This window comes from Streptomyces sp. AM25 (assembly GCF_058146165.1).
On record NZ_JBKIWN010000009.1, the window covers coordinates 238,995 to 251,990 of the forward strand.

Annotated in this window: 13 protein-coding genes; 10 read left to right on the plus strand and 3 right to left on the minus strand. The window is 72.3% G+C overall.

The features are described 5' to 3' along the window. The first annotated feature begins 38 nt into the window (after positions 1–38). The 6 genes from ACLHRZ_RS13795 (at position 39) to ACLHRZ_RS13820 (ending at position 5,695) form a co-directional block, all read left to right on the plus strand. A complete protein-coding gene (locus ACLHRZ_RS13795; RefSeq protein WP_490418678.1) occupies positions 39–1,361 on the plus strand; it encodes a glycosyltransferase family 4 protein in 1,323 nt (440 codons plus the stop codon). A gap of 265 nt (positions 1,362–1,626) precedes the next feature. Then, the gene (locus ACLHRZ_RS13800; protein ID WP_490418679.1) at positions 1,627–2,364 is read left to right on the plus strand and encodes a class I SAM-dependent methyltransferase; all 738 of its coding nucleotides are present in this window, start codon (positions 1,627–1,629) and stop codon (positions 2,362–2,364) included. Further along, positions 2,361–3,440 carry a prenyltransferase/squalene oxidase repeat-containing protein gene (locus tag ACLHRZ_RS13805; protein ID WP_490418680.1) on the plus strand — a complete coding sequence of 360 codons (1,080 nt, stop codon included), beginning with the start codon at positions 2,361–2,363 and terminating at the stop codon, positions 3,438–3,440. Before ACLHRZ_RS13800 ends, ACLHRZ_RS13805 begins: the two co-directional genes overlap by 4 nt. Positions 3,441–3,593: 153 nt before the next feature. Then, on the plus strand, positions 3,594–4,136 hold the full coding sequence (locus ACLHRZ_RS13810; protein ID WP_490418681.1) for a hypothetical protein: 543 nt from the start codon (positions 3,594–3,596) through the stop codon (positions 4,134–4,136). Between the two features lie 52 nt (positions 4,137–4,188). Then, on the plus strand, positions 4,189–4,980 hold the full coding sequence (locus tag ACLHRZ_RS13815) for a maleylpyruvate isomerase family mycothiol-dependent enzyme (RefSeq protein WP_490418682.1): 792 nt from the start codon (positions 4,189–4,191) through the stop codon (positions 4,978–4,980). 142 nt (positions 4,981–5,122) lie between these two features. Continuing rightward, a complete protein-coding gene (locus ACLHRZ_RS13820) occupies positions 5,123–5,695 on the plus strand; it encodes a Uma2 family endonuclease (RefSeq protein ID WP_490418683.1) in 573 nt (190 codons plus the stop codon). 16 nt (positions 5,696–5,711) lie between these two features. Here ACLHRZ_RS13820 and ACLHRZ_RS13825 read toward each other — a convergent pair whose 3' ends face one another. After that, positions 5,712–7,013 carry an alpha/beta hydrolase gene (locus ACLHRZ_RS13825; protein ID WP_490418684.1) on the minus strand — a complete coding sequence of 434 codons (1,302 nt, stop codon included), beginning with the start codon at positions 7,011–7,013 and terminating at the stop codon, positions 5,712–5,714. Between the two features lie 251 nt (positions 7,014–7,264). Here ACLHRZ_RS13825 and ACLHRZ_RS13830 point away from each other — a divergent pair, with 251 nt between their 5' ends. From ACLHRZ_RS13830 to ACLHRZ_RS13845, 4 genes are all read left to right on the plus strand, one after another. Further along, positions 7,265–7,912, plus strand: a complete 648-nt coding sequence (locus tag ACLHRZ_RS13830; RefSeq protein ID WP_490418685.1) for a class I SAM-dependent methyltransferase — start codon at positions 7,265–7,267, stop codon at positions 7,910–7,912. 35 nt (positions 7,913–7,947) lie between these two features. Then, on the plus strand, positions 7,948–8,847 hold the full coding sequence (locus ACLHRZ_RS13835) for an N-acetylmuramoyl-L-alanine amidase (protein WP_490418911.1): 900 nt from the start codon (positions 7,948–7,950) through the stop codon (positions 8,845–8,847). Positions 8,848–9,010: 163 nt separating this feature from the next. After that, positions 9,011–9,925: a DUF5336 domain-containing protein gene (locus tag ACLHRZ_RS13840; RefSeq protein ID WP_490418686.1), complete on the plus strand. Its 915-nt coding sequence runs from the start codon at positions 9,011–9,013 to the stop codon at positions 9,923–9,925. A 114-nt stretch (positions 9,926–10,039) separates the two neighbouring features. Next, a complete protein-coding gene (locus ACLHRZ_RS13845) occupies positions 10,040–11,056 on the plus strand; it encodes an LLM class F420-dependent oxidoreductase (protein WP_490418687.1) in 1,017 nt (338 codons plus the stop codon). 161 nt (positions 11,057–11,217) lie between these two features. On the opposite strand, the gene ACLHRZ_RS13850 is transcribed toward ACLHRZ_RS13845, so the two are convergent. Then, positions 11,218–11,823 (minus strand): response regulator transcription factor, encoded by a 606-nt coding sequence (locus ACLHRZ_RS13850; RefSeq protein ID WP_490418688.1) that lies wholly within the window; start codon positions 11,821–11,823, stop codon positions 11,218–11,220. After that, positions 11,820–12,971 (minus strand): sensor histidine kinase, encoded by a 1,152-nt coding sequence (locus tag ACLHRZ_RS13855; RefSeq protein WP_490418689.1) that lies wholly within the window; start codon positions 12,969–12,971, stop codon positions 11,820–11,822. The genes ACLHRZ_RS13850 and ACLHRZ_RS13855 overlap by 4 nt, the downstream gene beginning before the upstream one ends. Between the last annotated feature and the right edge of the window lie 25 nt (positions 12,972–12,996).

Genomic DNA, 12,996 nt, shown 5'->3' on the forward strand with positions numbered 1-12,996 from the left:
TTACGCTCCGGCGGAACAGCAGCGACAAGGAGGCCGGAGTGACCGCTGAGGCCACGGAGGCAGCGTTCACGCGGGGCAGCGGCCTCCCGGCCGGAGGCGGCGGCGACCGGCCGCTGCGCATCGCGCTGCTCACCTACAAGGGGAACCCGTTCTGCGGCGGCCAGGGCGTCTACGTACGCCACCTCTCCCGCGAACTCGCCCGCCTCGGCCACACGGTGGAGGTCATCGGCTCCCAGCCGTACCCCGTCCTCGACCCCGGGGAGGGCGTGCGCCTCACCGAGCTCCCCAGCCTCGACCTCTACCGGCAGCCCGATCCCTTCCGCACCCCCGCGCGCGACGAGTACCGCGACTGGATCGACGCGCTGGAGGTGTCCACCATGTGGACCGGTGGCTTCCCCGAGCCGCTCACCTTCAGCCTGCGCGCCCGGCGCCATCTGGCGGCACGGCACGGCGACTTCGACGTCGTCCACGACAACCAGACCCTGGGCTACGGCCTCCTCGGCGGCCCCGACGTGCTGGGCGCCCCGCTCGTCACCACGATCCACCACCCCATCACCGTCGACCGGCAGCTCGACCTCGCCGCCGCCCCGGACTGGAAGCGGCGCGCCTCCGTGCGCCGTTGGTACGGCTTCACGCGCATGCAGAAGCGGGTCGCCCGGCGGCTGCCGTCCGTCCTGACCGTCTCCGGCTCCTCGCGCGACGAGATCGTGCAGCACCTCGGCGTGCGGCGGGACCGCGTGCACGTCGTCCACATCGGCACGGACACCGACCTCTTCTCGCCCGACCCGTCGGTGCCCGAGGTCCCCGGGCGCATCGTCACCACCTCCAGCGCGGACGTCCCCCTCAAGGGCCTGGTCCACCTGGTGGAGGCCCTCGCGGTGGTACGGGCCCGCAACCCGCAGGCCCACCTGGTCGTGGTCGGCAAGCGCCCCGAGAAGGGCCCGGTCGCCACGGCGATCCGGCGCTGCGGGCTCGACGGGGCCGTGGAGTTCGTCAAGGGCATCAGCGACGCGGAACTCGTCGACCTGGTGCGCTCCGCGCAGGTCGCCTGTGTGCCCTCGCTGTACGAGGGCTTCTCGCTGCCCGCCGCCGAGGCCATGGCCACCGGCACCCCGCTGCTGGCCACCACCGGCGGCGCCATCCCCGAAGTCGCGGGCCCCGACGGGGAGACCTGCCTGGCGGTCCCGCCGGGCGACCCCGGCGCCCTGGCGTCGGGCCTCGCGCGGCTGCTGGACAACGAGACGCTGCGCCGCCGCCTGGGCGCGGCAGGCCGGGAGCGGGTCCTGGCGCACTTCACGTGGCGGCAGGCGGCGTTGGGGACGGTGCAGCGGTATCGCTCCGCTCTGAGGACGAACCGTTGAGGGCCGAGCTCGTTCGGCCCTGCCGGGGTACGCCGTTGCGGTCGCTCGCCGTTGCGGCGGATTCAAAGGTGGGCCGCCTCGCCTTTGAATCCGCCGCAACGGCGAGCGACCGGCCACAAGGTGACCGGCGGTGCCGGACCGGCGGTGGCCGACACCGCCCCGCGCCGGCACGGCGCACCAGTGCTCCGCCCCCGCAGGGAACCCCCGCGGAGCGGACCCGCACCGAACCCCTCTCCCGGGCGGCAAGCCCAGAAGGCAAGGACTCGTGCTGACCGTCGATTTCTCCCGCTTCCCGCTCGCCGCAGGCGACCGCGTCCTCGACCTGGGCTGCGGCGCGGGCCGCCACGCCTTCGAGTGCTACCGGCGCGGAGCGCGCGTCGTCGCCCTCGACCGCAACGGCGAGGAGATCCGCGAGGTCGCCAGATGGTTCGCCGCCATGAAGGAGGCCGGCGAGGCCCCGGCCGGGGCCACCGCCACCGCCATGGAGGGCGACGCGCTCGCGCTCCCCTTCCCCGACGCCTCGTTCGACGTCGTCATCATCTCCGAGGTCATGGAGCACATCCCGGACGACAAGGGCGTCCTGGCCGAGATGGTCCGCGTCCTCAAACCCGGCGGCCGGATAGCGATCACCGTGCCCCGCTACGGCCCGGAGAAGGTCTGCTGGACGCTCAGCGACGCCTACCACGAGGTCGAGGGCGGGCACATCCGCATCTACAAGGCCGACGAACTGCTGCGCAAGATGGAGGAGGCCGGCCTCAAGCCCTACGGCACCCACCACGCGCACGGCCTGCACAGCCCGTACTGGTGGCTCAAGTGCGCCTTCGGCGTGGACAACGACAAGGTGCTGCCCGTCCGCGCGTACCACAAGCTGCTGGTCTGGGACATCATGAAGAAGCCGCTGGCCACCCGGCTCGCCGAACAGGCCCTCAACCCGGTCATCGGCAAGAGCTTCGTCGCCTACGCGACCAAGCCCCACCTCCCCGTTCAGGCGGCAGCGGAATGACCAGCCCCGGCCGTACCGAACGCCTGGTCCTGCCCGGCGTCCTCACTGCGGAACAGGCCGCCCGCACGGTGGCCGGCATCGCCGCGACCCAGCGCACCGACGGCGCCATACCCTGGTTCCGCGGCCACCACCTCGACCCGTGGGACCACGTCGAGGCCGCCATGGCCCTGGACGCCGCCGGCGAACACGCCCGCGCCGAGGCCGCGTACACCTGGCTCGCCGAGCACCAGAACCCCGACGGCTCCTGGTACGCGGCCTACGCCGACGGTGCCGCCGACGAACCCGCCGACCGCAGCCGCGAATCGAACTTCGTCGCCTACGTCGCCGTGGGCGTCTGGCACCACTACCTCTCCACCGGCGACGACTCCTTCCTCGACCGCCTGTGGCCGACCGTCTACGCCGCCGTCGAGTTCGTGCTGCAACTGCAGCAGCCCGGCGGGCAGATCGGCTGGAAGCGGGAGGAGGACGGCACGCCCGTCACCGACGCCCTGCTCACCGGCTCCTCCTCCGTCCACCAGGCCCTGCGCTGCGCGCTGGCCATCGCCGAGCACCGCGAGGAGCCCCAGCCGGACTGGGAGCTGGCGGCCGGCCTGCTCGCGCACGCGGTACGGCACCACCCGGAGCGGTTCCTGGACAAGAGCCGCTACTCCATGGACTGGTACTACCCCGTGCTCGGCGGCGCGGTCACCGGCCCGGCGGCCAAGGAGCGCATCGAGGAGGGCTGGGACCGCTTCGTGGTCCCCGGCCTGGGCGTGCGCTGCGTCGTGCCGAACCCGTGGGTGACGGGCGGGGAGAGCTGCGAACTCGCCCTGACACTCTGGGCGATGGGCGAGTCCGACCGCGCGGTGCAGATCCTGCAGTGGATCCAGCACCTGCGGGCCGAGGACGGCATGTACTGGACGGGCTACGTCTTCGACGACGAGACGGTCTGGCCGCGGGAGTGCACGTCGTGGACGGCCGGTTCGCTGCTGCTGGCGGTGGCGGCGCTGGGCGGGGACGAGGCGACGGTGTCGGTGTTCGGGGGAGAGCGGCTGCCGTCGGGACTGGAACCGGACTGCTGCGGGGGCGGCTGCTGAGGGCGCCGCCGGGAGTACTGCCGGGAGTGCTCCCGTACGCCTCCTCCGAACGGCCCGTTCCGGATGGCGGCGTCCCACGGCGTGGGTAAGGCTGAAGGGCGCATGCCCTCCGCATGCCCCTGTCGAGCCGCGCCGATCCGCCGGAGGCACCTTGTGAACCGCCGCGCCCGCACCGCCCTGGCCGCCCTGCTCGCCTGCTGCCTGCTGTTTGGCGGCGCGGTGGCCTGCGGCGGCAAGAAGAAGGAGAAGGCCGGGGAGGAGGCGACGCCGACGAGTTCGGCGGAGAAGCAGAAGTTCGCCAAGACCCGCTTCGTCACCAACGCCGGCCTCGCGGCCGGGGCCACCTACCAGTGGATCATCAAGCCCTTCAAGAACGGCTCGTTCAAGAAGGGCGCGGACGGCCGCACGGTCGCCCTCGTCAAGGCGGGCCTGGCCGGCACGTTCGCGTACAACCGCCTGAAGGCCGCGACGGAGAACGCCAAGGGCGACCCGACGCTGTCGAAGGCCCTGGTGCCGCTCACGGCCGGGATCGACTCGCTCAAGAACCTCTCCACCAAGATCCGCAAGGGCGATGCGACGGACGCCGACGTGAACTCGTTCGGCGACGTCATCAACGGTGTGAAGGACGCGGGCAAGAGCGCGGGGGCCGAGGTCAAGGACAAGGTCCCGTCGTACTCGGAGGTCCAGAAGGGCTGAACGGGCCGTTCCGGCAGGGGCGTTGTCGGAGGCTCCCCATACAGTGGAGCCCATGAGCGCTTTCTCTTACGAACGCTACTGTGCGGAGATCGTCTCCCAGACCGGGCTGCTGAGAGCCGCCTTCCAGGGCGCCGACCTCTCGGCCCCCGTCCCCACGTGCCCCGACTGGACCCTGGCGGACCTCCTGCTCCACCTGGGCACGGCCCACCGCACCATCGAGACGGCCGTCCGCGAGCGGGGCGCCGAGCCCCCCGCCGGCCGGCCCCCCGCCACCCCCGCGCCCGGCCCGGACCCGGCCGACACGGACGCCCTGGACGTCTGGCTGGCGGACGGCGCCAGAGCGCTGGCGCGCAGCCTGCGCGACGCCGGCCCGGACGCCACGGTGCGCAACTTCGGCTTCGAGCGGCCCGCGTCGTTCTGGGCCCGCCGCGCGGCCCACGAGACGGTCGTCCACCGCGCGGACGTGACGGCGACGACGGGCGCCGACTACACGGTGGACGCGGCGCTGGCGGCCGACTGCCTGGACGAATGGCTGGAGATCCTCTCCTTCGTGCTGACCACGGACTTCCGCCCGGAACTCAAGGAACTCCCGGGCCCCGGCCGCACCCTCCACCTCCACGCCACGGACACCCCGCCGGAGACGGAGGGCGAGTGGTTCGTCGACCTGACGGGCGACGGGATCGCCTGGCGGCACGCCCACGAAAAGGCGGCGGTGGCGGTCCGCGGCCCGGTCGCCGACGTCCTGCGCGTCTTCTACCGGCGCCTGCCGGCGGACTTCGACACGGTGACGGTGTCGGGGGATCGTGAGGTGCTGGATCTCTGGCTGGACAAGGCGCGGTTCTGAGGACGGATAGCGCGGTCCCCGCAGCGGCTTTCCCGGAGGGTGGCCGCTGCGGGGTTCTCGGGGCGGGGGCCGCCAAGCAGCAGAACGAGTAGCAGCGCGCCGACATGGATACGCTGGGCCGGGCACCCACTGGAGGACCTGAATGACCGCCACACTTCCCGAGTGGCTCTACCCGCCGCGTGACAGCGGCTGGGAGGCCGACGATCTCGACACCATCCCCGGTCTGCCTCGCCACACGGAACTCATCGACGGAGCCTTGATCTTCATGATGTCTCCTCAGCGGTCGTGGCACGACCGTGTCATTCGACGTCTGACCTCCGCCCTGGAGGACCAGGCACCGCGGGGGCACACCGTCGAGGCGCAGATGACCATCCGGCTGAGCGTGAAGAGCCGCCCCGAGCCGGACGTCGTCGCCGCCGGCGTTCCCTACGACCCCGACCGGACGCGCTTCTTGCCGGAAGAAGTCGCGCTCGTCGTGGAGGTCGTCTCCGACGAGTCGCAGGAGCGCGACCGGGAGACCAAGCCGTTCAAGTACGCCCGAGCGGGCATTCCTCACTTCTGGCGCATCGAGGAGGAGCGCGGCCTTCCCGTCGTCCACTCCTACGAGCTGGACGAGACGACCCGGGCCTACGTCGCCACCGGCATCCACCGTGAGCGGATCAAGACGTCCGTACCGTTCGGCATCGGCATCGACCTGGTGCGGCTCGCCCGCTGAGCTCCGGGAACAGGCCCTAGCCCCGTGCGGCGCGGAGCCCGCCGGGCTCCGGCGGCGGTGGCGCGGCCTTCGCTCCCGGGGAGCCCAGCTGGTGCGCCAGCCAGGGCAGCGCCTGCGCGAAGGCGGTGGCGCCGAACTGCCAGCTGTGCCGGCCCGGTGCCACCACGACCGTCGTGGTGAAGCCGTCCTTGCGGGCCGCCGCACTCAGCTGCCTGGCCTGCTTGATGTGCGGGGCTTCCTGGTCGCCGCTCTCGAACCAGCCGGATGCGTGCGGGTACTTGCCGTGGTGCGCCAGTACCGTCAGGGGATCGTGCGCGGCCCAGGCCGCCGCGTCGCCGCCGTAGAGGTGGGCGATGGTCTGCTGCTTGTTCCCGGCGTTGGGGCCGGCGTCGCCGGAGATGTCCTCGAAGTGGGAGAAGACGTCAGGGTGTTCCAGCGTCAGGCCCACGGCGCAGGTGCCGCCCATCGACCAGCCGACCACACCCCACTTGTGCGGGTCGGAGGCGGCGTTGAACGTCTTCTCGACATAGGGCGGAATGTCCCGTGTCAGGTGGTTCTCGGACTGGCCGCGAGGGCCGTTGACGCATTCGGTGTCCACCTTGAAGCCGCCGGAGGCGTCGGCGAAGACCAGGATCGGGGCGAAGCCGTGGTGCTTTCGGGCGTAGGCGTCGGCTGTGGTGACGGCATTGCCGGTTCGGGGCCAGTCGTCCGGTTCCGAGAACTCGCCGCCGATCATCTCCAGTACCGGCAGCTTGGGCCGTGTCCTGCTGCGGAACCAGGCGGGCGGCAGGTAGACCAGCTCCTGGCGCGGGTGGAAGCCGCTCGACGACGGGATGTTCACGTCCACGATGCGGCCGGTCGAGGTCTTTCCCGTCACGGTGCCGAGCTGATCGAGGGCGATCTCGTGAGGCAGCGGGGCATCGGACAACTCGCCGACGGCATCGGCCAGCGTGGAGTAGTAACCGGTCGAGGTGTTCAGTACCTCGGCGGCCGAGGCCAGGGCCAGCACCGCGGCGACGGGCGCCATCGTCCGCCGCCACCAGCGGGCGCTGCGCCAGCCCGTCACCAGGACGGTCAGAGCCGTGACCGCGACACCCACCCAGATCCACAGCATGAGCGGAACCGGGTCGGTGATCCCGGCCGACTGGACCACGGCCACCGCCAGCACGGCAGTCAGTACGCAGGACACCCCGATGGCCATCGGTGCCCGGCGCAGCCGCCATATTCGGTCGCGCCGGCCGATGGCGGCGAAACATGCAGCGACGGCGGTGAGTTGGAGGGTCCAGGGGAACCATCCGTCGAGCAATGAAACGTTCATGACGAGGAGCGTAAGCAGGGCGGCTCCGTCCACCAGCCCTTCCGGTGGCGGGCAACGAGCTTGTCGAAGGACTGTGCGCCGACCGAAACAGGATTGCGGTCAGATCTCCGCACTGCCCGTGGAACCTCCGGGCGCGTCGGACCGTCGGCCGGACCGGCCGAGCCGCCGGACCACGGCCCCGGACCCGCGGTCCCCAGCCGGGTAAGGCAGCATGAGCGCACCGCCGACGAACACCCTGGAGGACGGACGCCATGCCGCCCAAGCCCGAGATACTCGCCGCCTTCGAAGCGGCAAAGGGATTCATGCCCGTCGACGAGGGCCTGGCCCTCTACGCCGCCGCCGAGCAGGCCGCAGGCCTCGGGCTGCCGCTGCTCGAAGTCGGCACCTACTGCGGGCGGTCCACCATCCTGCTCGCCGCCGCCGCGCGCGAGGCCGGGACGACGGCCGTGACCGTCGACCACCACCGCGGCAGCGAGGAGCAGCAGCCGGGGTGGGAGTACCACGACGCCTCCCTCGTCGACGGCGGTGACGACGGCGTGGGCCTGATGGACACGTTGCCCGTCTTCCGCCGCACCCTGCACCGGGCCGGGCTGGAGGAGCACGTCGTCGCGATGGTCGGACGGTCGCCGCAGGTGGCCGCGCTCTGGCGGGCGCCGCTGGGGCTGGTGTTCATCGACGGCGGGCACACCGACGAGCACGCCACCGCCGATTACGAGGGGTGGGCCCCGCACGTCGCGCCGGGCGGGCTGCTGGTCATCCACGACGTCTTCCCCGACCCCGCCGACGGCGGGCAGGCTCCGTACCGCGTGTACCTCCGGGCCCTGGAGTCCGGGGCGTTCACCGAGATCTCGGTGACGCACTCGCTTCGCGTTCTGCAGCGCTCGGGCACCGGGATCTGAGGAGCGGGGCTAGCATCGCGGGGGTGTCCAGTCGTATGTGTCGCCACCCCGCTGTCGTGTTGACGGCCCTGGCCGTGACCCTGTCCGTCGGTGCCGGTCTCACGGGCTGCTCGGGCACCCCGGCCGCCAAGGCCGGTCCCGCCTCCGCAGCGCCGTCCGTTCCGACGGGCGGCGCCACGGTGGCGTCCCGGCCGAAGCCGTCGGAGCCGTCCGGACCGTCGGCATCATCGGCATCGCCGGAGTCGGCACCCGCCGCCGACGGCCCCCTCAAGGGGAAGACGGTCGTCATCGACCCCGGCCACAACATCCACAACCAGGATCATCCCGCGGAGATCGACCGCCAGGTCGACGTCGGCAACGGGCACAAGGAGTGCGACACCACCGGCACCTCCACCAACTCCGGTTACGCGGAAGCCACCTTCACCCTCGACGTCGCCCACCGCCTCCGTACGCTCCTCCAGGGCCGCGGCGCCAATGTCGTCCTCACCCACGACGGCGACCGGCCGTACGGGCCGTGCGTGACCGAGCGCGCCGAGATCGGCAACAAGGCGCACGGCGACGCGGCCGTCTCCATCCACGCCGACGGCGCCGCGGCCGGCGACCGCGGCTTCCATGTGATCCTGCCCGCAGCCGTCCGCGGCGGAGGTGTCGACAACTCGGCCATCGTGGCGCCCTCCAAAGAACTGGGCGCACGGATCGCGGGCAATTTCGTCCGGGCGACCGGAAGCGCGCCCTCCAACTACATCGGCGGCGGTACGGGACTGGACACGCGTAGTGACCTCGGCGGTCTCAACCTGTCCACCATTCCGAAGGTTTTCATCGAATGCGGCAATATGCGCGACCCGCAGGACGCCGCTCTGCTCACCGACGGATCATGGCGCGAGAAGGCGGCGCAGGGAATCGCGGACGGCATCACCGACTTCCTGCACGGGTAGGAGCAGCAGGCCACAGGCGTGTCACGAGGGTGATACGAACAGGGCTCCCCGGACGACCCGCGACGGGTTCACCCGTACGATGGGGGGCCGCCACCCCCGCGCCCTCGCATCTCGCGTACCGGCGACAGCGACGATTACTGACAGCACTGACAAAGGATCTTAGGTGAACATCCGCTCCCTCACTCGAGGTGACGGCGGGGTGATCGGAGCAGCGGTGTTGCTGTTCATCGCCTCGTTCCTCAGCTTCTACTCGTTCGACTGCGGATCGGCCACAATCGGCTGCCCCAGCGAGCCGAGCGGCTGGAAGTCCGATTACTTCCCTGCGCTGCCGTCGATCTTCCTCGCCGGAATCATCGCCGCTGCCCTGATCGTCGCCTCCCGTTTCCAGCCCGAGGGCCGCAAGCTCGTGGGCCTGAGCCTGGACCAGTGGGGCATCGCGCTGGCCGTGTTCGCCGCGTGGTCCTCGCTGTGGACGATCTTCGGCGGCCCGGCCAGCGACCGTGTCTCGCCCGGAATCGGGCAGATCCTGGCGCTGATCGCCAACCTGGTGCTGGCGGCGATCGCCCTGCTCACCCCGCGCACCCCGGCCCTGAAGGCCCCGCTCGTGCCGGCCCCGTCCGCCCCGCAGCAGGCGGCCGGCCCGTACGGCATGGCCCCGCAGCAGGGGTACGGCTACCCCGGCCCGGGTGCGATGCAGCAGCCCGGCGCGGGCGCCCCGTCCCCGTACGGTGCACAGCCCCAGCAGCCCCAGCAGCCGTACGGTGCGGCGCAGTCCGGTGAGACGCGGATCCAGCCGCCGGTCGGCGGGCACGACGCGGCGGCCCCGGCCGCCGAGGGCACGGGTGCCGGTGCGGCCCCGCAGCCGGCGGCGGCTCCTGCGGACTTCGCCCCGTTCTGGTTCGCGGTGCCGGTGAATCGTCCCCTCTACGCGGAGGACGGCTCGCCCGCGCCGATCGCCGAGCTCGCGCCCGGCACCTGGTACCTGGCGGTCGACCAGCGCGGCCAGGCGCTCGTGGCGCAGACGCAGGACGGCCGGCGCGGCGTCCTGCAGGACACGACGGGCATCCAGCGCGGCTGATCCGCCACACCTCAACGGGCAGCGGCCCGCCGGCTCCAGCCGGCGGGCCGCTGTCTTGTCCCCGGAACCGCAACTGACGTACCGTCAGTGACCTTCCTTCCGGGAGGAGCTCCCATGCGACTCGGCCTCGCGCTCGGCTACTGGGGCCGCCGCCCCGACCCCCGCCACCTCGAACTCGCCCGCCACGCCGAGCAGCTCGGCTACCACTCCGTATGGACCGCCGAGTCCTGGGGCTCCGACGCCTTCACCCCCCTGACCTGGATCGCGGCCCGCACCCGCCGCATCCGGCTGGGCACCGCGGTGGCCCAGATGGCGGCCCGCACCCCCACGGCCACGGCCATGCACGCCCTCACCCTCGACCACCTGTCCGGCGGACGCCTGCTGCTCGGCCTGGGCCTGTCGGGCCCGCAGGTGGTGGAGGGCTGGTACGGACGCCCGTTCCCCGCAAGCCCGTTGACGGCCACGCGGGAGTACGTGGACGTCGTCCGCCAAGTGCTGCTCCGCCAGGGCCCGGTGGTCCTGAACGGCCGTTTCCACCAGCACCCGTACCAGGGCCCGGACGGCACGGGCCTGGGCAAACCGCTCCGCTCGATCACCCACCCGCTGCGGCGCGGCCTGCCGCCGGTGCTCCTGGGGGCGGAGGGCCCGAAGAACATCGCGCAGACCACACACATCGCGGACGGCTGGCTTCCGCTGTACTGGTCCCCGACCCGGGACGCCGCGCTGTACGGGGACACCCTGGCCGCCGCGCCCGCAGGGTTCATGGTGGCGCCGATGGTACGGGCGCAGGTGTGCGCGGACGTCGGTGAGGGCCTGCTGCCGGTGAAGGCGATGCTGGCGTTCTACGTGGGCGGCATGGGACACGCGAGCCGCAACTTCCACGCGGAGCTGATGGCCCGCATGGGCTTCGAGGACGCGGCGCACCGCGTACGGGAGTTGTTCGCGGAGGGGCGGCGGGCGGAAGCGGTGGCGGCCGTACCGGATGCGTTCGCGGACGAGATCTCCCTGGTGGGCCCGCGCGAACGGATCGCGGAACGGCTGGAGCCGTGGCGGCGGGGCCCGGTCACGGACCTGCTGGTCGTGGCGCCGGACCGGGGGACGTTGCGGGTGCTGGCGGAGGTGAACGGCTAGGCGTTCTGCGAGGTAACGGTGATTCGTCGGCTGCGGGTTCGTCGTGGCTTGTCGCGCCCACGCGGCGGAGCCGCTGGGGGTACCTCCTGGGGGCACCCCCAGCGGTAGCTGGGGGAGGTAGCTGGGGGAGGAACTGCCCCGCGCCCCTTCGGGGCGCCCCTCTACAGCCATCCGTTCTGGCGTGCCGCCCTCACCGCCTCCATCCTGTTGCGGGTCTGCGTCTTGCCGATCGCCGCCGACAGGTAGTTCCGCACCGTCGCCGGTGAGAGGTGCACCTTCGCCGCTATGTCGGCCACCGTCGCGCCGTCCACCGCCGCTGCCAGGACGTCGCGTTCGCGTTGCGTGAGCGGGTTCGGGCCGGCGCTCAGGGCGGCTGCGGCCAGGGCCGGGTCGATGACGCGCTCGCCCGCCAGGGCGCGGCGGATCGCCGCCGCGAGGTCCTCCACGGGGCCGTCCTTGACCAGGAAGCCGGAGGCGCCCGCCTCCATCGCGCGGCGGAGGTAGCCGGGGCGGCCGAAGGTGGTGAGGATCAGGACGCGGCACTCGGGGAGCCGCGTGCGCAGGTCGGCGGCGGCGTCCAGGCCGCTGCGGCCGGGGAGTTCGATGTCGAGCAGGGCGACGTCGGGGCGGGCCGACAGGGCCGTGGGGAGGATCTCGTCGCCGTTGCCCACCTGGGCGACGACCTCCATGTCGTCCTCCAGGCCGAGCAGCAGGGCCAGCGCCCCCCGCATCATGCCCTGGTCCTCCGCCAGCAGCAGCTTGATCATGCCGCGCGTCCCTCTTCCTCGTCGTCCACGGGCAGTTCGGCCACGAGCCGGAAGCCGCGCTTGCCATGGGGGCCGGTGGTCAGGGAGCCGCCCGCGGCGGCCAGCCGCTCGGTCAGCCCCTTCAGACCCGTACCGCCCGTACCGCCGGGGCCCTCGCCCGAGCCTACGCCGCGGCCGTCGTCCGTGATCTCCAGGTGGACGCGGCCGGGTTCGCCCCGTATCTCGATCGCGCAGCGCTCCGCGCCGCTGTGCCGTATGACGTTGGTGACGCCCTCGCGCACCACCCACCCCAGCAGGGCCGCGGTCTGCGGCGGCAGCGGCGGGCCCGACTGGCGGATGTCCGCCGCGATGGCGGAGGCGTCCAAACAGGAACGGGCCCGGTCGAGTTCCGTCGCCAGGCTGCCCTCGCGGTAGCCGGTGACCGCCTCCCGGATCTCGGTGAGGGCCTGGCGGCCGACCGCCTCGATGTCCGCGGCCTGGCCCAGCGCCGCCTCCAGGTCGCGGGGCGCGAGGCGGCGCACCGCCTCGGCCTTGACGACGACGACGGACATGGTGTGGCCGAGCAGGTCGTGCAGGTCCCGCGAGAACCGCAGTCGTTCGCGCTCCACGGCCGCGTGGGCCAGCTCCTCCTGTGTGGCCTTGAGCTGGGCGACGGTCTCGAAGAAGTTCAGCAGCGTGGCCGCCACGACGCCGGACAGCGATGTGCCCCAGGCGATGGCCAGCGTGTTCTGCGGGTGATCCTGGAATGTGGTGATGGCCCAGACCGAGAGCCCGGTCGCCGCCAACACGCCGCCGAGCCAGGGGCCTTTGAGGCGCATGACGACGCCCGTGGCCATGGAGAGCATCGGGAAGCACAGCATCCAGTCGCCGCCGTAGCCGATGGTCAGCGCGTAGGTGACGACGACCAGCCCGGCCAGGGCGATGAACGGGGTGCGGGTCTCGCGCCGGCGCTCGTCGAGACTGGTGACGATCGCGGTGACGTAGCAGGCGACGAAGGCCGCCATGCCCGCGCCGGCCAGCCACGGCAGGGGCACCCTGCCCCGGAAGGTGTCGATGACGTCCCCGGTGAGGGCAAGGAGCCAGGGGGTGAACGTGCGCCAGGTCGGCGCGTTCATCCGCTCGATCGCCTTCATTGCTCCGCTGCTCATGCCCACGACTGTACGAAAAGCCGCA